The sequence below is a fragment of the Nonomuraea sp. B1E8 genome, assembly GCF_039871515.1.
Taxonomy (GTDB): Bacteria; Actinomycetota; Actinomycetes; order Streptosporangiales; family Streptosporangiaceae; genus Nonomuraea.
On the sequence record NZ_JBDPLS010000005.1, the window covers coordinates 521,181 to 538,513 of the forward strand.

Annotated in this window: 17 protein-coding genes; 8 read left to right on the top strand and 9 right to left on the bottom strand. The window is 70.0% G+C overall.

Annotation, left to right across the window (positions count from 1 at the left end; all coding sequences use genetic code 11):
• Positions 1-131 precede the first annotated feature (131 nt).
• Positions 132-2,447 carry a glycoside hydrolase family 6 protein gene (locus ABGA98_RS20335; RefSeq protein ID WP_347619989.1) on the top strand — a complete coding sequence of 772 codons (2,316 nt, stop codon included), beginning with the start codon at positions 132-134 and terminating at the stop codon, positions 2,445-2,447.
• Positions 2,448-2,550: 103 nt separating this feature from the next.
• Here ABGA98_RS20335 and ABGA98_RS20340 read toward each other — a convergent pair whose 3' ends face one another.
• The 4 genes from ABGA98_RS20340 to ABGA98_RS20355 all read right to left on the bottom strand — a co-directional run bounded on the left by ABGA98_RS20340 (position 2,551) and on the right by ABGA98_RS20355 (position 5,557).
• Positions 2,551-2,958: a DUF1992 domain-containing protein gene (locus tag ABGA98_RS20340; RefSeq protein WP_347619909.1), complete on the bottom strand. Its 408-nt coding sequence runs from the start codon at positions 2,956-2,958 to the stop codon at positions 2,551-2,553.
• A 12-nt stretch (positions 2,959-2,970) separates the two neighbouring features.
• Positions 2,971-3,870 (bottom strand): dihydropteroate synthase, encoded by a 900-nt coding sequence (gene folP, locus ABGA98_RS20345; protein ID WP_347619910.1) that lies wholly within the window; start codon positions 3,868-3,870, stop codon positions 2,971-2,973.
• A 74-nt stretch (positions 3,871-3,944) separates the two neighbouring features.
• Positions 3,945-4,406 (bottom strand): ATP-binding protein, encoded by a 462-nt coding sequence (locus ABGA98_RS20350; protein WP_347619911.1) that lies wholly within the window; start codon positions 4,404-4,406, stop codon positions 3,945-3,947.
• A gap of 101 nt (positions 4,407-4,507) precedes the next feature.
• Entirely contained in the window at positions 4,508-5,557 is a 1,050-nt protein-coding gene (locus tag ABGA98_RS20355; RefSeq protein WP_347619912.1) for an NAD-dependent epimerase/dehydratase family protein, read from the bottom strand.
• A gap of 232 nt (positions 5,558-5,789) precedes the next feature.
• Between ABGA98_RS20355 and ABGA98_RS20360 the strand changes: the two genes are divergently transcribed.
• From ABGA98_RS20360 to ABGA98_RS20380, 5 genes are read left to right on the top strand one after another with little or no spacing between them, the layout of a single operon-like run.
• The gene (locus ABGA98_RS20360) at positions 5,790-6,839 is read left to right on the top strand and encodes a polyprenyl synthetase family protein (RefSeq protein WP_347619913.1); all 1,050 of its coding nucleotides are present in this window, start codon (positions 5,790-5,792) and stop codon (positions 6,837-6,839) included.
• Positions 6,840-6,859: 20 nt separating this feature from the next.
• Positions 6,860-7,798, top strand: a complete 939-nt coding sequence (locus ABGA98_RS20365) for a 4-hydroxy-3-methylbut-2-enyl diphosphate reductase (RefSeq protein WP_347619914.1) — start codon at positions 6,860-6,862, stop codon at positions 7,796-7,798.
• 19 nt (positions 7,799-7,817) lie between these two features.
• Complete coding sequence (locus tag ABGA98_RS20370) at positions 7,818-9,227, top strand: family 2B encapsulin nanocompartment shell protein (protein ID WP_347619915.1); 1,410 nt, start codon at positions 7,818-7,820, stop codon at positions 9,225-9,227.
• A 35-nt stretch (positions 9,228-9,262) separates the two neighbouring features.
• A complete protein-coding gene (locus ABGA98_RS20375; RefSeq protein WP_347619990.1) occupies positions 9,263-10,624 on the top strand; it encodes a family 2B encapsulin nanocompartment shell protein in 1,362 nt (453 codons plus the stop codon).
• 13 nt (positions 10,625-10,637) lie between these two features.
• Positions 10,638-12,815 carry a terpene synthase family protein gene (locus ABGA98_RS20380; protein ID WP_347619916.1) on the top strand — a complete coding sequence of 726 codons (2,178 nt, stop codon included), beginning with the start codon at positions 10,638-10,640 and terminating at the stop codon, positions 12,813-12,815.
• Here the strand turns inward: ABGA98_RS20380 and ABGA98_RS20385 are convergent.
• Both ABGA98_RS20385 and ABGA98_RS20390 read right to left on the bottom strand, forming a co-directional pair.
• Positions 12,812-13,153, bottom strand: a complete 342-nt coding sequence (locus ABGA98_RS20385) for an STAS domain-containing protein (RefSeq protein ID WP_347619917.1) — start codon at positions 13,151-13,153, stop codon at positions 12,812-12,814. The genes ABGA98_RS20380 and ABGA98_RS20385 overlap by 4 nt on opposite strands.
• A 373-nt stretch (positions 13,154-13,526) precedes the next feature.
• Positions 13,527-13,787: a hypothetical protein gene (locus tag ABGA98_RS20390; protein ID WP_347619918.1), complete on the bottom strand. Its 261-nt coding sequence runs from the start codon at positions 13,785-13,787 to the stop codon at positions 13,527-13,529.
• A 360-nt stretch (positions 13,788-14,147) separates the two neighbouring features.
• On the opposite strand from ABGA98_RS20390, the gene ABGA98_RS20395 reads away from it, so the two are divergent.
• Positions 14,148-14,741 (top strand): C40 family peptidase, encoded by a 594-nt coding sequence (locus tag ABGA98_RS20395; RefSeq protein ID WP_347619919.1) that lies wholly within the window; start codon positions 14,148-14,150, stop codon positions 14,739-14,741.
• Between the two features lie 219 nt (positions 14,742-14,960).
• Here the strand turns inward: ABGA98_RS20395 and ABGA98_RS20400 are convergent, their stop codons facing one another.
• Positions 14,961-15,224 carry a hypothetical protein gene (locus ABGA98_RS20400; RefSeq protein WP_347619920.1) on the bottom strand — a complete coding sequence of 88 codons (264 nt, stop codon included), beginning with the start codon at positions 15,222-15,224 and terminating at the stop codon, positions 14,961-14,963.
• Positions 15,225-15,679: 455 nt separating this feature from the next.
• Between ABGA98_RS20400 and ABGA98_RS20405 the strand changes: the two genes are divergently transcribed.
• Complete coding sequence (locus ABGA98_RS20405) at positions 15,680-16,120, top strand: hypothetical protein (RefSeq protein ID WP_347619921.1); 441 nt, start codon at positions 15,680-15,682, stop codon at positions 16,118-16,120.
• Between the two features lie 94 nt (positions 16,121-16,214).
• Here the strand turns inward: ABGA98_RS20405 and ABGA98_RS20410 are convergent, their stop codons facing one another.
• Entirely contained in the window at positions 16,215-16,661 is a 447-nt protein-coding gene (locus ABGA98_RS20410; RefSeq protein WP_347619922.1) for a helix-turn-helix domain-containing protein, read from the bottom strand.
• On the bottom strand, positions 16,658-17,272 hold the full coding sequence (locus ABGA98_RS20415; RefSeq protein ID WP_347619923.1) for a type 1 glutamine amidotransferase family protein: 615 nt from the start codon (positions 17,270-17,272) through the stop codon (positions 16,658-16,660). The genes ABGA98_RS20410 and ABGA98_RS20415 overlap by 4 nt, the downstream gene beginning before the upstream one ends.
• Positions 17,273-17,333 lie beyond the last annotated feature (61 nt).

The window sequence follows — 17,333 nt, forward strand, 5'->3', positions numbered from 1 at the left end:
TGAGGCCGGCGGAAGCGGCCCTCTGTACACGGCTGCGAGTCCGGCTCACCATGGGAGCGCTCCCAGCCATCTAGCACTGGAGATGATCGCTCGTGAGACTCCAACGCGGCCTCCGCAAATGGGCCGTGACCATGACCGCCGTGAGCGTCGCGGCCTTAGGACTCGTCGTCGGCCAGAGCACGGCCGCGAGCGCCGCGGTCGCCTGCGACGTGACCTACTCTGCCAATTCGTGGACGAGCAGCCCAGGTCAGGGCGGTTTCACCGCGAACATCACGCTGAAGAACACCGGCGACGCGCTCAGCTCGTGGACGCTGGCGTTCGACTATCCGACCACGGGCCAGAAGTACACCCCCAGCGGGTGGGGCGCCCAATGGAGCCAGTCGGGCACCCGCGTCACCGGCACCAACATGTCCTACAACGGCAACCTGGCCGCCGGCGCGTCCGTCTCCGTCGGCTTCAACGGCACCTGGTCCGGCAGCAACCCCGACCCGACGTCGTTCACCGTCAACGGCACCACCTGCGGCGACACGACCCCGGCCAATCCGTCGGTGGTCACCTCGTCCAGCGCGGTCGCCGTGAACGAGGGCGACACGGCCACGTTCACGGCCCGGCTCTCCGCGGCCCCCAGCTCCAACGTGACCGTCACCACCACCCGCACCAACGGTGACGCCGACCTGAGCGTGAGTTCGGGCGGCTCGCTGACCTTCACCCCGTCCAACTGGAACACGCCGCAGACCGTGACCCTGGCCGCGGCCCAGGACAGCGACACCACGGCGGGCACGGCGTCCTTCAGCGTCACCGGCACCGGCGTCACCGGCGCCACGGTCACCGCGACCGAGGTCGACGACGACGCCACCACGGAGCAGTCGATCATCGTCTCGCCGACGTCGGTGACCGTACCCGAGGGCTCCACCGGCACGTACACGGTGCGCCTGGCCGAGCAGCCCTCGTCGAGCGTGACCGTCACCTCGACGGCGGGCAGCGGCGACGCTGACCTGACCGTCGGCTCCGGCGGCTCGCTGACCTTCACCACCTCCAACTGGAACACCCCGCAGACCGTGACCCTGGCCGCGGCCCAGGACTCCGACACCGCCAACGGCACCCGTACCTTCACCGTCGCCTCCGCCGGCCTGACCTCGAGGACGGTCACCGCCACCGAGGCCGACAACGACGGCGGCACCAACCCCGGCCCGCACGTCGAGAACCCGTACGCCGGCGCCACCGGCTACGTGAACCCCAACTGGTCGGCCAAGGCCGCGGCCGAGCCCGGCGGATCCGCGGTGGCCGACGTCTCGACCGCCGTGTGGATGGACAGGATCGCCGCCATCGGCGGCTCCGCCGACGCCATGAGCCTGCGCGAGCACCTCGACGAGGCCGTCAGCCAGGACGCCGCCAACGGCTCCGCGCCGCTCACCATCCAGGTCGTCATCTACAACCTGCCCAACCGCGACTGCTCGGCGCTGGCCTCCAACGGCGAGCTGCGCATCTCGGAGGACGGGTTCAACCGCTACAAGAACGAGTACATCAACCCGATCGCCGACATCCTCGACGACCCGCAGTACGCCGATCTGCGCATCGTCACGATCATCGAGCCCGACTCGCTGCCGAACCTGATCACCAACACCGACCAGTTCGCCGACTGCCGCGAGGCGGACGGCCCCGGCGGCTACCGTGACGGCGTCCGCTACGCGCTCGACCAGCTGCACGCCATCTCCAACGTCTACACCTACGTCGACGCCGCCCACCACGCCTGGCTGGGCTGGGACTCGAACTTCCAGCCCGCGGTCGACCTGTTCTACGAGACCGTCGCGGGCGCCGAGGCCGGCGTGGACAGCGTGGACGGCTTCATCGTCAACACCGCCAACTACTCGATCACCACGGAACCCCACTTCACCATCAACACGAACGTGAACGGCACCTCCGTGCGCCAGTCGGACTGGGTGGACTGGAACTACTACATCGACGAGCTCACCTTCGCCCGTGCCCTGCGCGACGCGCTGATCGCCAAGGGCTTCAGGAGCGGGCTCGGCATGCTGATCGACACCTCGCGCAACGGCTGGGGCGGCTCCGACCGCCCGGCCGGCCCGAGTTCCTCGACCAACGTCAACCAGTTCGTCGAAGAGTCGCGGGCCGACCGGCGCATCCACGCCGGCAACTGGTGCAACCAGAGCGGCGCCGGCATGGGCGAGCGGCCGACCGCCAGCCCGGCGAGCGGCCTGGACGCCTACGTCTGGGTCAAGCCTCCTGGCGAGTCCGACGGCTCCAGCGAGGAGATCGACAACGACGAGGGCAAGAGGTTCGACCGGATGTGCGACCCGACCTACACCGGCAACGACCTCAACGGCAACAACATGTCGGGCGCGCTGGCGGACGCCCCGATCTCGGGTCGGTGGTTCTCGGCGCAGTTCCGCGAGCTGCTGGCCAACGCCTACCCGCCGATCAACTGATGCCTGGCAGGCCGGTGGGACCCGCCTGACCCGGATCCCTCCGCCCGCCTGACGGGGGCCCGGGCGCACGCGAGTGCGCCCGGGCCCCTTGATCGTCACCCGCTCAGGTCACGCCCCGTGCCCTGCGCCACTCGGACACGATCTCGTCGACGTCGTAGGGCATCAGGTTGAGCGGCGGGCCCGACAGCCCTGTCCTGATCGCCTCGCGGATGCGGCCGTTGACGTCCTCGATGATGTTCCTGACCTCGGCCTCGGAGCGCGCGCCTCGCGCCTCGGCCAGCGCCTGCTCGGCGTCCTTGCGCAGTGCCAGCGTGGGCGGCAGGGGCATCGACAGGCCCTCGCTCTCCACCTTCTGCTTGATCCACCACATGTCGCCGGGATCCCGGTCGAGGCCGGGCAGCGGCTTGCCCTTGCCGGGCAGGTCGTCGAACTCGCCGCGCGCCTCCGCCTCACGGATCTGCCGGTCGATCCAGCTCTCGTAAGGCATCCCCGGTGGCTTGCGCTCGGTCACGTGCGAGTCTCCTCACGTCAGGTTGTGGGCGGGGGCGATCGGGCCGCGCCAGCCGAGCACGGCCTCGGTCATGCGTACGGACGCGACCGTCGCGGCCACGTCGTGCACGCGCAGGATGCGGGCGCCCTTGACGATCGCGACGACGTTGGCCGCGATCGTGCCCTCGGTGCGCTCGCCCTGCGGGCGGTCGAGGGTCTCGCCGATGAAGTCCTTGTTGGACAGCGCCACCAGCGTGGGATAGCCCATCGAGGTGATCTCGCCGAGCCTGCGCGTGAGCTCCAGCGAGTGGTAGGTGTTCTTGTTCAGGTCGTGACCGGGATCGATGATGATCCGGTCGGCCGGGATGCCCGCCTTCAGCGCGAACTCGACCCGCTCGCGCAGGAAGTCGGCCACCTCCGTGACGACGTCGGCGTAGCTGGGCCGGGCGATCCGCCGGCCGGGCCCGCCGAGGCTGTGGGTGACCACCACGCTGGCGCCGGTCGCCGCCGCGGTCTCCGCGATGCCCGGCTCGCGCAGGCCGTTGGTGTCGTTGATGACGTCGGCGCCGGCCCTGATGGCCGCCCGCGCCACCTGCGCCCTGTGCGTGTCGACGGAGATCACGGCGTCGGTGACGGCCCTGACCTGGGCGATCACGGGAACGACCCGCTCGATCTCCTCCTCGGCCGGGATCTGCTCCTGGTCGGCGCTGAAGGCGAACCCGCCGACGTCGACCCAGTCGGCCCCGTCCGCGACGGCCTTGCGCGCCGCCGCGACGGCGCTGTCCAGCGCGTAGGTGCGGCCCCGGTCGTGAAAGGAGTTGGGTGTCCTGTTGACGATGGCCATGATGGCGACCTGGCGCTCGAAGTCGAACTCCCGCCGCCCGATGCGCCGGACCGGGGAGATGATCCCGAGCTTGGGTGTGTCGGCGCTCACGTGGTGGTCCCTTTCCGTCCCCCCGAGCCTACCCGGCCCTCCGCCAGGTCAGACGGCTCGGGATCACCACGTGGTCAGGCGCGGAAGCGTCCGGACCGCGACCGATCGGAGACCGCGATCCTGAACCGCTCCCTGGCTTCGCGAACCTGCGGCCTTAACCGCATGGTGAGCCGGACGGTGGTGCCGCACGGGCCGGTACGGAAGTCGACCTCGTCGCACAGCTCGCGGATCAGGAAGATCCCCCTGCCCGTCGCGGCGAAGTCCGCCGGCAGGCGGTGGCCGTCGACGTAGCGGCCGGGGATGCCCGTACCCCCGTCGGTGGTCTCCGCGAGGATGAACCCGTCGGCCGTCCACAGCCTGAGGTGCCCGTGCCCGCCCGCGTGCTCGACGGCGTTGACCACGCTCTCATGCACGGCCAGCACGAAGTCCGCCAGCCGCGAGCCGCTCAGCCCCGAGCGCTCCGCGCAGCGGGCCACGGACCGGCGCAACTCGGGCACGTCGTCGCGCGTGAAGGGCTGGGTCAACAGGGTGCGCATGGCAGGCCTCCCGCCTCGCCTGGTCGCCGACGCGCATGGTGATGGGGGGCACGACGTTTCGCTGACGGTCTGTTCTGATGTGGTCCGTACGGGTCATCGTTTCAGCTGCGTCCTCCTACGCCTGTGGCGAGCTCGCGCATCCGGCGAGCCGGCCCGCGATCGGGAGCGAGCGGTCCGGTGTCCATGCCGGCGCCCTCACGCAGCCCGCGGAACAACTCCCGCATGGCCTCCTGCGACGAGTACTCCGGCGTCCAGCCCAGCACTTCCCTGGCGCGCCGCACGTTCATGACCGGGATGCGGAGGGCGAGCTCCAGCAGCCCCGGCGCCGCGGGCACGAGCCGCAGCCGCCAGCCGGCCGCGACGACCGCCCTGGCCACCTGCGGCGCCACCCGCACGGTGCGGGTGCCGAGCATCTCGGCGAGGTCGTGCGGGTCGAGCACAGGCTCGGCGGCGAGGTTGAACGGGCCGCGCACCTCCTTGGTGACGGCCAGCCGGTACGCCTCCGCCGCGTCCCGCGCGTGCAGCACCTGCAGCCGCAGCCCGGGGATGTCCGGCACGAACGGGATCAGCCCCGGCCTGATCAGCCGCCGGGGCACGAACGGCCCGCCGAACAACCTGCGCTGCTCGGTCGCGGCGGCCCGCTGGAAGATGAAGCCGGGCCGCATCCGCACCACGCGGATGCCGGGATGGTCGTGCTCGAAGACGTCGAGCACCCGCTCGACGTAGGCCTTCTCCCGCCCGTACGCCGCGCCCGGCCAGCCGTGCGTGGGCCAGCTCTCGTCCACCGGCCGGTCCTTGGGCCCCGGTGAGTACGCCCCCACGGAGGAGGCGTGGACCAGCGCGGGCACCCCGGCCTCCGCCACCGCCCTGAACACCCGCATGCTGCCCAGCACGTTGGCCCGCCAGGTCGTCGCCGGATCCCTGGTCGGCTGGAACAACCACGCGAGGTGCACCACCGCGTCGGCGCCGTCGAAGATCCGCACCAGGTCGTCGCTCGCCACGTCGGCCTGCCGCCAGTCGGTGCGGTCGATCCGCCATCCGGGCAGCCGGCGGGCGACCCCGACGATCGAGGTCACGCCGCTGTCCGCGACGAGCGCGCGGACCACGCTGGTGCCGACGTTTCCTGTGGCTCCCACCACCACGACTCTCATGCGACCTCGCTGCCCCACGCCGGGAGCGCGAAACCCGCCTGACCCGCGTGCCGGAGGGCCGGCCTCGCCGGGCGGGCCGGTCACCTGGGGCCCCGGCGGAGTGGGCTGCGCGTCGGCGACCGGTAGAGACATGGTCGATCGCAACGCCAGTACCAAAAGACACTTTACACTCTCTGTATGGGGTGACTAACTATTGGTAGCGACTCGGTCGGAGCGATAAGGAGCCGTTCGCATGCCGGTGAGCTTCACCCAGCACCACCTCGCTGCACGCATTGATCGCAGGTTGGCAGCCTTCCTTGACGACTGGCGGGCTCCCGTCTCCGATCCGGGGGTGGAGGCGGCCTACGGGCTGCTGACCGACTTCATCCTGAGCGGCGGCAAGCGCATCAGGCCGCAGCTGTGCTACTGGGGCTGGCGCGGTGCGGGCGGCGACGACTGCGACGAGATCATCAGCGCCGGCGCGGCCCTGGAGTTGTGCCACGCGGGCCTGCTCATCCACGACGACATCATGGACGGCAGCCAGTTGCGCCGGGGCCGGGCGACCGTGCACAGAAACCTGGCGGAGCTGCACAGGGGTCCTGGCGCGGAGGCGTTCGGGCAGGCGGGCGGCATCCTGCTGGGCACGCTCAGCCTGGCGTGGTCCGACGCGCTGCTGTCGTCGTGCGGGGCCGAGCCGCCGCGGTTGCGCGCCGCGCACCACCTGTTCGACGCCATGCGCACCGAGGTGATCAGCGGCCAGTATCTCGACATCCTCGGCCAGCTCCGCTCGGGGGCGAGCGTGGACGAGGCACTCACCATGATCCGCTACAAGACCGCCAAATACACCGTCGAGCGGCCGTTGCAGATCGGCGGCGCCCTGGCCGGCGCCTCGCTGGAACTGCTCGACTCCTACTCCGCCTTCGGGCTGCCGCTGGGCGAGGCGTTCCAGCTGCGCGACGACATGCTGGGCACGTTCGGTACGTCGTCGGAGACGGGCAAGTCGGCGCTCGACGACCTGCGCGAGGGCAAGCACACGGTGATGTACGCGCACGCCGTGCAGCACGCCTCACCGGCGCAGCTCGCCCATCTCAGACGCTGGCACGGCGACCCGGAGCTGTCCGAGGAGCGCGCGGCGGAGCTACGCCAGATCCTGGCCGACACGGGGGCGCCGGCCAGGGTCGAGTCGATGATCGAGGAGCGCGTGGGCCTGGCCATGGCGGCGCTGACGGCGGCGCAGATCAAGCCGGAGGCGGCGCAGGCGCTGACCGTCCTGGCGGATCAGCTCGCACACCGTACCAAGTGACGATTTGAAGGGGCATCCCGATGGGACGGGTACTTCTTGCTGCCCCGCGCGGCTTCTGCGCGGGCGTCGAACGCGCGATCAGCACCGTCGAAGAGGCGCTTGATCGCTTCGGACCACCCGTTTACGTGCGCAAGCAGATCGTGCACAACACGTCCGTGATCCGCGACCTGACCGGGCGCGGCGCGGTCTTCGTCGACGAGCTCGACGAGGTCCCCGACGGCGCGCTCGTCGTCTTCTCCGCCCACGGCGTCGCGCCCGCGGTCAAGCAGGAGGCGCGGCTGCGCGGGCTCGCGACGATCGACGCGACGTGCCCCCTGGTCACGAAGGTGCACAAGGAGGCCGTGCGCATGGCCGAGGCGGGCTACGAGATCGTGCTCATCGGCCACGCCGAGCACGAGGAGGTCGAGGGCACGGTCGGCGAGGCGCCCGGCCGCATCCACGTCGTCGACCCGGCCCGCACCGGCGACGTGACCGCCGACGGCTCGGCGCCGGTGGGCTGGCTGTCGCAGACCACGCTGGCCGTCGACGAGACCATGCGCGCCGTCGAAGAGCTGCGCGAGCGTTTCCCCGGCCTGGCCGACCCGCCCAGCGACGACATCTGCTACGCCAGCCAGAACCGCCAGGAGGCCGTCACCAGCATCGCCTCCAGATGCGACCTGGTCATCGTCGTCGGCTCGGCCAACTCCTCCAACTCCCGCCGGCTGGTGGAGGTCGCCGTCAACGCGGGCGCCGGCGCGGCCCACCTGGTCGACCGGGCCTGCGACGCCGACGAGCGGTGGCTGGCGGGCGTGCGGACCGTCGGGGTCAGCTCCGGCGCGTCCGTGCCGGAGGGGCTGGTCGAGGAGTTACTCGGCTGGCTCGCCGCCCGCGGATACGCCGACGTCGAGCAGGTGACCTTGACGGAGGAGACCCTCACGTTCTCGCTTCCGCCCGAGCTCAGATCCGCCCGCGAACCCTAACGAGATTGGTGGTGCAAAGATGACAGAAACGACCCAGTCCCACGCCCCGGAGGACGGCGCCGGGCAGCTCAGCCTCAGCACCGACGCCGCACGGCAGCTCTCCACCACGACCAAGACGCCTCCGCAGATGCAGGAGATCACCTCGCGGTGGCTGCTGCGGCTGCTGCCATGGGTGCAGTGCTCCGGGGGCGTGTTCCGGGTCAACCGGCGGCTGACCTACACCCTCGGAGACGGCCGCATCACGTTCAGCACGACCGGATCCAACGTCCGGGTCATCCCGGCCGAGCTCACCGAACTGCCCGTGCTACGCGGTTTCGACGACATGGAGGTGCTCCAAGCGCTGGCCGATCGCTTCGCGCAACAGGAGGTCGAGGCCGGCGAGAAGATCGTGACCGAGGGCGCCCAGATCGACCGGCTCGTGCTGATCGCCCACGGCCGGGTGGGCAAGGTCAGCCGCGGCGCCTACGGCGACGAGCAGAACCTCGGCGTCCTGGCCGACGGCGACCACCTCGGCGAGCAGGCACTGACGGGCGGCGGCGAGTTCGCGTTCACCGCCAGGGCCAAGACCGCCACCACCGTGCTCACGCTTTCCCTTCAGGACTTCGAGCAGGTCCTCGAACGCTCGCCCGAGCTGCGCGCCCACGTGGAGAGCCGGCGCTCCAGCGTCGAGCGCGCCCAGAACGACTACGGCGAGGCCGCGATCGACATGTCGGCCGGCCACACCGGCGAGGCCGTGCTGCCCGGCACCTTCGTCGACTACGAGCAGAGCCCGCGCGAATACGAGCTGAGCGTGGCGCAGACGGTCCTGCGCGTGCACAGCCGGGTCTCCGACCTGTACAACCAGCCGATGAGCCAGCTCGACCAGCAGCTCCGCCTGACGATCGAGGCGCTGCGCGAGCGCCAGGAGCACGAACTGGTCAACAACCGCGACTTCGGCCTGCTCCACAACGCCGACTTCGGCCAGCGCATCCGCTCCCGCTCAGGCCCGCCCACCCCCGACGACCTCGACGACCTGCTGGCCGTCGTGTGGAAGGAGCCCGCGTTCTTCCTGGCCCACCCGCAGGCCATCGCCGCCTTCGGCAGGGAGTGCAGCAAGCGCGGCGTCTACCCGCAGGCGAGCGAGGTCAACGGGCACCGGGTGCCGGCCTGGCGAGGCGTGCCGATCTTCCCGTGCAACAAGATCCCCGTCACCGGCGCCCGCACCACGTCGATCATGCTCATGCGCACCGGCCAGGAGAACCAGGGCGTCGTCGGCCTGCACCAGACCGGCATCCCCGACGAATACCAGCCCAGCCTGTCGGTGCGCTTCATGAACATCAACGAGAAGGCCGTCATCTCCTACCTGGTCAGCGTCTACTACTCGGCCGCCGTGCTGGTGCCGGACGCGCTCGGGCTCCTGGAGGACGTCGAGCTCGGCAGGAACGGCTGACCCGCTCCGGGTCCCAGTGATTGGTGGTGATCGTGTTGACGGAGACCGACCAGCGGCTGAGCCTCGACACGGCGGCGGCCCGCACGCTCGCGACGACGACCAAGACGCCTCCGCAGACGCGGGAGACCTCTCCGCGCTGGCTGCTGCGGGTGCTCCCGTGGGTGGACGTCGCGGCCGGCGTCTATCGGGTGAACCGGCGGCTGACGTACGCGGTCGGGGGCGGCCGGGTCGGCTTCGTCACCACGGGCACCCGCTTCCGCGTCGTCCCGCCGAGCCTGGCAGAGCTGCCGCTCCTGCGCGGGCTCGCGGACGACCCCGCGCTCGACGAGCTCGCGGGCCGCTTCGAGCAGCGGGAATACGCGCAGGGCGAGACGATCGTACGCGCCGGGCGACCGGCCGACGAGCTGCTGCTGATCGCGTACGGAAAGGCGGCGAAGGTCGGCACGGGCCCGTACGGCGACCCGGTCGCGCTCGGCACACTGGCGGGCGGCGAGCACGCCGGGAGCGAAGGCGGGCCGTGGGGGTTCACGCTGGAGGCGGCGACGGCGTGCACGGTGCTCGCCCTGCCCTGGACCGAGCTGCGCGCGCTGGCCGACCGGTCGCCGGCGGTGAGCGCGCAACTCGCCCGCCACCGGATCAGCCAGGCCAGACCGCAGAACAGGCAGGGCGAGGCCGAGATCGCCGTCGCCGCCGGCCACCGGGGCGAGCCCGCGCTGCCCGGCACGTTCGCCGACTACGACCCTGGCCCGCGCGAATACGAGCTCAGCGTGTCGCAGACCGTGCTGCGCGTGCACACCCGGGTCGCCGACCTGTTCAACCAGCCGATGGACCAGACCGAGGAACAACTGCGGCTGACGGTCGAGTCCGTACGCGAGTCGCAGGAGCACCAGCTGGTCAACAACCGCGACTTCGGCCTGCTGCACAACGCCGACCCGGGCCAGCGCATCCACACCCGCACCGGCCCTCCGGGGCCCGACGACCTGGACGAGCTGCTCTGCCGCAGGAAGAAGTCCCGCTATTTCCTCGCCCACCCGAGGGCCATCGCCGCCTTCCACCGCGAATGCACCGCCGCAGGCCTCTACCCCGGCAGCACCGAGCTGGAGGGTGTCCGGCTGACCGTGTGGCGCGGCGTGCCCATCCTGCCGTGCGACAAGATCCCGATCAGCCCGGCGGGCACCACCTCGATCCTCGTCATGCGCACGGGCGAGGAGGACCAGGGAGTCGTCGGCCTGCGCCCGAGCTGCGTCCCCGACGAGCGCGAGCCGGGGCTCAGCGTGCGGTGCACCGGCATCGACTCGCGGGCCGTCGCCTCCTACCTGGTCAGCGCCTACTACTCGGCGGCGGTCCTGGTGCCCGACGCGCTCGGCGTGCTGGAGAACGTCGAGGTGGCCCGTTGATGAAGGAGTGACCATGAGCCAGCCGTTCGAACTGCCGGACTTCTACATGCCGTATCCCGCCCGGCTCAACCAGCATCTTGAGCAGGCGCGCGACCACTCCACACGGTGGGCGCGCGACATGGGCATGCTCGAAGGCTCGGGCGTCTGGGAGGAGGCCGACCTCGACGCCCACGACTATCCGCTTATGTGCGCCTATACCCACCCTGACTGCGACGGCGCCGAGCTCTGCCTGATCACCGACTGGTACGTGTGGGTCTTCTTCTTCGACGACCACTTCCTCGAGGTGTTCAAACGCACCGGCGACCTGGCGGGCGGCCGGGCCTATCTCGACCGGTTGCCGCTTTTCATGCCGATGGGCGCCGACCTGTCCATGCCCGAGCCGGCCAACCCGGTCGAGGCGGGGCTGGCCGACCTGTGGGTCCGTACGGTGCCCGGCATGTCCGACGACTGGCGGTCCCGGTTCGCCGAGAGCACGCGCAACCTGCTCAACGAGTCGTTGTGGGAGCTGGCCAACATCAACAAGGGCCGGGTGGCCAACCCGGTCGAGTACATCGAGATGCGGCGCAAGGTCGGTGGCGCGCCCTGGTCGGCCGGGCTGGTCGAGCACGCGGTCGGGGCCGAGGTGCCGGCGCGGATCGCCGCGTCGCGGCCGATGCGGGTGCTGCGCGACGCCTTCTCCGACGCCGTCCACCTGCGCAACGACCTGTTCTCGTACGAGCGGGAGGTCAGGGACGAAGGCGAGTTGAGCAACGGGGTGCTGGTGCTGGAGACGTTCCTCGGCTGCACCACGCAGGAGGCCGCCGATGCGGTCAACGACCTGCTGACCTCGCGGCTGCACCAGTTCGAGCACACCACGTGCACCGAGCTCGGGCCGCTGTTCGTGGAGCACGCCATCGACCCGCTGAGCGCGGCGGGCGTGCTGGCGTACGTCAAGGGGCTGCAGGACTGGCAGTCGGGCGGGCACGAGTGGCACATGCGCTCCAGCAGGTACATGAACAAGCGGGCGACGGCGAGCCGGCCGCTGGGCATGTCGTCGCTCGTCGACCTGCTGGGCGCCAAGCGGCTGCGGAACTTCGCGCACGTGCCGCACCAGAAGGTGGGGCCGTCGATCGTGCCCGAGCTCTACGTGCCGTTCGAGCTGCGGCTGTCGCCGCACCTCGACGCCTCCCGCCGCAACACCGTGGCGTGGTGCGCGGAGATGGGCATGCTGGAGGCCCAGCCTGGCGTGGTGGGCTCGGCGGTGTGGGACGAGGAGAAGCTGGTCGACTACGACCTGCCGCTCTGCGCGGCGGGCCTGCATCCCGACGCCACGCCCGAGGAACTGGACCTGGCCTCGTTCTGGCTGGCCTGGGGCACGTACGGCGACGACTACTTCCCCGCCGTCTTCGGCGGGTCGCGCAATCTCGCGGCCGCCAGGGTGGCGGTGGCCAGGTTCGGGGCGTTCATGCCGCTCGACGGCGCGCCGGCGACGCCGCCCGCGAGCGCGCTGGAGCGCTCGCTGGCCGACCTGTGGGCCCGCACGGCGGCGCCGATGCCGCTCGACGACCGCCGCAAACTGCGTAAGGCGATCGAGGACATGTGCGACGGCTGGTTGTGGGAGCTGGCCAACGAGCTGGCCCACCACATCCCCGACCCGGTCGACTACATCGAGATGCGCAGGCTGACCTTCGGCTCCGACCTGACGATGAGCCTGTGCCGGCTGCGGCACACCAAGGGCATCCCGGAGGAGGTCTGTGCCAGCGGCCCGATGGTGGCGCTGGAGAACGCCATGATGGACGCGGGGTGCCTGCTCAACGACATCTTCTCCTACCAGAAGGAGATCGAGTTCGAGGGCGAGGTGCACAACTGCGTCCTGGTGGTCCAGAACTTCTTCGACTGCGACTACCCGGCGGCGGTGGCCATCGTCAGCGACCTGATGGCGTCGCGGGTGCGGCAGTTCGAGCACATCGTGGAGCACGAGCTGCCGATCGTCTGCGATGACTTCGGCCTCGGCGCGGAGGCCAGGCGGGATCTCGACGGATTCGTGGCCGAGCTGCGCGACTGGCTGGCCGCCATTCTCAACTGGCATCGCGGGTGTTTCCGCTACGACGAGAAGTCGCTGCGCCGGCACAAGGCGCCGCCGCGGTGGCGGCTCGGCGGTCCCACGGGGCTGGGCACCTCGGCGGCCGTCGTCACCGCCGCCCGGGGCTAGGTGGGCGCGTGGATGCGCGGCTGGTAATACCACCCCATCATGCGCATCAGCCGCTGCTGGTACGGCGTGACGTTGTGCAGGCGGATCCACCGTTGCGAGGGCGGCACGGTGGGCATGAGGAGCACGCGCAGGCCTGAGACGTCGATGAAGGTGAGCTCGCCGGTGTCGACGACGACGTAGGGGCTCCGGCGGCAGCGGGTCAGGGCGCTGGCCACGGCGGAGCTGTTGGTGGCGTCGATCTCGCCGACCAACAGGACGTCCGGCGCTCCTGGCGCCGCGCGCACCACGATGCTCAGCTGCTCGTCCTGATAAAGCAGCAGCTCTTCGACGCCGCTCACGCTCCCCGCACCCCCCAACACGAACTCGGGGGTTGTATGCCGAAATGCTCCCTGCGAGGTATGACCGCCAGGGCGTCTGGCGGTTAACCAGATCCAAGGTTACACGAGGTTTGTGGGGCTAGGTAAATTTCGCTGTAAAAATACCGAATCACGGGGAAATTGTGACGGCTAACGCTTTCCGGACAGGACGGGCGTGCCCGCGCCGGCTGCGGGCATGACGGACCGGCCTGTCCGGAGGCGATGAGGTGGGCGGGGCTCTCTCTCGCGCCGCGCCGACCAGGGGCTTTGCCGGTAAGGTGCCGTCACGGCTTCGTGACTACCGGCCTGCCCTCGTGTCAGGCGTACGCGGGGAGCCGCCACCGCCTCGGACGTCTCAGTTGTCGTCGCCGACGTTCTCCTGGTTGCTCAGGACGCTGAGGTCGATGTCCTGCAGGTTGCCGACGGAGCCGATGTTGTTGTACTTCAGGGAGTCGTTGCCGACGTCGTTGAGCAACGTGAGGTCGTCGGCGATGCTCAGCTGGCTCAGGATCTGCTTGCCCTTGTTGTAGGGGTTGGGAACGTCGGCCGAGGCGCTCGTGGCCGAGAAGCCCAGCATGAAGCCCGCGATGGCTGCACCGGCAAGAATGCGACGCATCATTTCTCTACTTCTCCTTCGTTGGAATCGGCGCGGAATGCGCGTCTTCGGATTCGCTCGCACAGGGTCGCGAGATTTTCGTGGATAACAATCTCGTGCCCACCGGCACGCCGCAACCGGGATTAGCTAAGTCGAAGTCAAATGCGCGCCCCATTTCTTTGGCCGCCCTTCACGGCCGGTTCGGGCGGATCGTGACTTATCCCGACTTATGCGGAGTGGGACGCACGCGATTTTTCATCTTATCGCCACACGCGCGCCCCGCATGTCCCAAAGGTGTTTCATCCCCACAGGAATGGCGGAATGCTCCCGACGGAACGTCCTGGTGTGCCACCGACGAGACACGGGAGCGCTGAATATGCCATGAAAAGAACACAACCGCCGCTGGCGACCGCGCTGGCCCTGACCATTCTGGGCGTCACTAATCACCCGCCCGCGCTGGCCGCCCACAGATGCGGGGCACATTCGCCGGGCCATTGCGGGATGGCGGCGGAAACGGCCGGCGCGGCAGCACGTTCACCGGCCGGCGCCATCGCCGTCCGGGCGGCGATAGAGATGATCGGCGTCCCCTACTCGTGGGGCGGCGGCGGGGTGCACGGGCCGGGCTACGGAGTCGGGAGAGGGGCCAGAATCAGGGGATTCGACTGCTCGGGCCTCACCGAGTACGCATGGGCACGGGCCGGCGTGCTGATCGGCACGACGACGCACGAACAGTGGCAGTCGGGCGTGCGGATCGCCAGGGAAGACGTGCAACCCGGCGACCTGGTCTTCTACGACAGTGACCGCGGCAGTTCCGGGCCCGAGCACGTGGCCGTGGCGGTGGACGCGACGCGGATGGTGCACGCGCCGTACACCGGCGCTGTCGTACGGATCGATCCGCTCGACCGGCGCACCTTCTTCGGAATCGTACGGCCGAGCGAGAGCGCGGCCAACGTCGCAGGCGGGGAACGCGCGTAGGCGCCGCCGCGCGGCCCCGGTCGTCCTGCAGCGATCGACCAGGGCCGCGCGGCGCTGAAAGCCTGGTGGCCACCAAGCCCGTGCCGTGGACTCGCGAATATCCACGACCCGTTCTCCGGTTCACCTCAGGGCATCAGGAAGACGACCTTGGCCAGGGCGAGCTCCCCTTATGCGGAACGGGAGTCGCCGATCGGCTTCCTGTACGCACGTGAGGAACCGTCAGTTGTCGTCGCCGACGTTCTTCTGGTTGCTCAGGACGCTGGCGTCGATGTCGTTCAGGTTGAGCGCGGAGAGGACATTGTTGTACTTGACCGAGTCGTTGAGCACGTCGTTCAGCGCGGTCAGGTCGTCGAGGGCGCTCAGCTGGCTGAGAATGTTCTGCCCCTCGTTGTGTGGGTTGGGAACGTCGGCGGAGGCTCCGGCGGCGGAGAAGCCGAGTGCGGCGGCCGCGATTGCTGCCCCTGCCAGAATGCGACGGATCATGTTTGGTTTCCTCCATGGATAGGCGCGGAATTTCCGGCGCCATAGTCGTTTTCGCAGGGCTGTGAGGTGCCGCCCATAACAATCGTGGCAGGCAGCGGAAACCGCAACCCGGATTGCCCTCCCGGAGGTCAAGGGGAAACCTCGGTTTCTTGGCGTCGGATTTTCCCGCTCTTCGCCGACGCGCCACATATATACGCCGCGGGCAGACCGGGCATGGATATTTGTTTTGGCTGCCCGCGTGGCCGCTGGGCCTCCCGTTCACATCCTTTTAGGCAACGATCACCCGAAACTTGAGAATCGCGGTACGCCGCTCGGCGTACCGCGATCGCCCTCTCCTGACGGACGTGCGGCGCGGGCGAAGCGGCGACGATGGTCATCGAGTTACCGGATCCCCGAGGCAGGTGAGATCGATGCGGCCACCTATCCGCAAAACGGTCCTGGTCATCCACATCATCGTGTCGGTCGCGCTGCTCGGCGAGGTGTGGGGCCTGGTGGTGCTGAATACCGCGGCGACGCTGACAAATGATCCAGGGCTGGCGCACGCCGCGTACCGGCTGATGCCGAACCTGGTGTTCGCGGGCGGCATACCGCTCAGCCTCACCGCACTGGTCACCGGCATCACGCTGGGCCTGACCAGCCATTGGATGCTGTTTCGCTATTACTGGGTGACGATCAAGCTCGGGCTGCTGGTGGCCGTGATCTGCGTGGGCATGTTCCTCTTCGATCCGGAGGGAATGGCGGCCGCCACCGAAGGGGGCACGGCGGCCGTCGCCTCGGACCAGTGGAGCCAGACGGCCGCGCTGGGCGCGCAGATCGTCATGCTCATCGCGTCGACGGCGTTGTCGGTGTTCAAACCGCGCTGGAAACTGCGGGTGACGCCGGCTCCGGCGGCGTGACGAGAACGCCGGCCGCCCGCCCGGACGACCCGTCGCGGCCGCTCTCCGGGCCGGTGAGGGGAACCGGCCCTCGAGGCCGCATCACGGGGGTGCGTCAGGGGTGTTCGTTGAGGTGGTGGAGGGCGGAGGAGAGCCGGCGCAGGGCCGCCAGGCATTCGTGGGCGGTTTCCACTCCGAGTTCGGCCACGAGGCGGTCGGCGAGCTCCTGGTGCGCGGGGGTGATCCTGGCGATGGACTCGCGGCCCGCCGCCGTCGGCTGGAGCAGCTTGGCCCGGCGATGCGCGGGGTTGGGCCGGTATTCGGCCAGCCCCCGCTCCACCAGCAGGTCGGCGATGCGCTGCACGCCCTGCCTGCTCATCCCCATGACCCGGGCGATCCCGGCGACGGGCAGCGGCTCGCGCAGCACGGCTCCCAGCACCTGCCACCACGCCGCCGTCATCCCCGCCGGCCGGGCGAGCCCCTCGGCCACCTGGAGGAACTGGCCGTTGAGCCGGAACGCCCCCAGCGCCAGGCCCGAGAGCAGGTCGGCCGATTCGGTCATGCCGCCATCAACACCTCGAAAGCCGAAGCGTCACTCCTGGCGAACAACCGGAACCACGCGTCGAGCACCTCGGGCCGGTAGATGTCGAGCCGCCGGAAGATCTCCCTGGCGAACGCCACCGGCTCCGTCGGACCGGCCGTGATGAGGTCGCCGTCGAGCACCGCGTCACGGTCGAGGTAGTGCTCGGCGCCCGCGTAGCCCTGCTGGGCCTGCAGGTAGTGCACGACGGCGCTGGTGTGGTCGCGGTCGTCCAGCAGCCCTTCGCGGGCGAGCCCGGCCGTGGCGCCGCAGATGGCGGCGACCGGCACGCCCGCGTCCAGGAACTCCCTGGCCTTGCGCGCGAACGGCGCCAGCACGTCGCCGGAGTCCCACAGATCCGCGCCGGGCAGGATGAGCAGCGCGCTGTCCTCGGGGGTGAGCCGGTCGAGCGCGAGGTCGGGTGTGACGCGCAGCCCGCCCATGCTGACCACGGGCTCGGCGGACGGGCCCACCGTGACGATCTCGTAGCCGCCGGGCTCGCGGTGGAACCTCCCGCTGCGCAGGTGGGCGGTGGCGTGACCGGTCTCCCAGTCGGCGAAGGTGTCGTACACGGCGTGGTGGATGTGCTTCATGACAGCATACTGCCATTAGGACAGCATGCTGTCAATGAGTTCCCGTGGGAGTATGGTCCGC

Coding starts and splice junctions, on each gene's coding strand:
- ABGA98_RS20380 (WP_347619916.1), top strand. CDS start 10,638: ATGAGCCAGCCGTTCGAACTGCCGGACTTCTACATGCCGTATCCCGCC.
- ABGA98_RS20410 (WP_347619922.1), bottom strand. CDS start 16,661: ATGACCGAATCGGCCGACCTGCTCTCGGGCCTGGCGCTGGGGGCGTTC.
- ABGA98_RS20400 (WP_347619920.1), bottom strand. CDS start 15,224: ATGATCCGTCGCATTCTGGCAGGGGCAGCAATCGCGGCCGCCGCACTC.
- ABGA98_RS20395 (WP_347619919.1), top strand. CDS start 14,148: ATGAAAAGAACACAACCGCCGCTGGCGACCGCGCTGGCCCTGACCATT.
- ABGA98_RS20415 (WP_347619923.1), bottom strand. CDS start 17,272: ATGAAGCACATCCACCACGCCGTGTACGACACCTTCGCCGACTGGGAG.
- ABGA98_RS20350 (WP_347619911.1), bottom strand. CDS start 4,406: ATGCGCACCCTGTTGACCCAGCCCTTCACGCGCGACGACGTGCCCGAG.
- ABGA98_RS20390 (WP_347619918.1), bottom strand. CDS start 13,787: ATGCGTCGCATTCTTGCCGGTGCAGCCATCGCGGGCTTCATGCTGGGC.
- ABGA98_RS20370 (WP_347619915.1), top strand. CDS start 7,818: ATGACAGAAACGACCCAGTCCCACGCCCCGGAGGACGGCGCCGGGCAG.
- ABGA98_RS20360 (WP_347619913.1), top strand. CDS start 5,790: ATGCCGGTGAGCTTCACCCAGCACCACCTCGCTGCACGCATTGATCGC.
- ABGA98_RS20365 (WP_347619914.1), top strand. CDS start 6,860: ATGGGACGGGTACTTCTTGCTGCCCCGCGCGGCTTCTGCGCGGGCGTC.
- ABGA98_RS20355 (WP_347619912.1), bottom strand. CDS start 5,557: ATGAGAGTCGTGGTGGTGGGAGCCACAGGAAACGTCGGCACCAGCGTG.
- ABGA98_RS20335 (WP_347619989.1), top strand. CDS start 132: ATGACCGCCGTGAGCGTCGCGGCCTTAGGACTCGTCGTCGGCCAGAGC.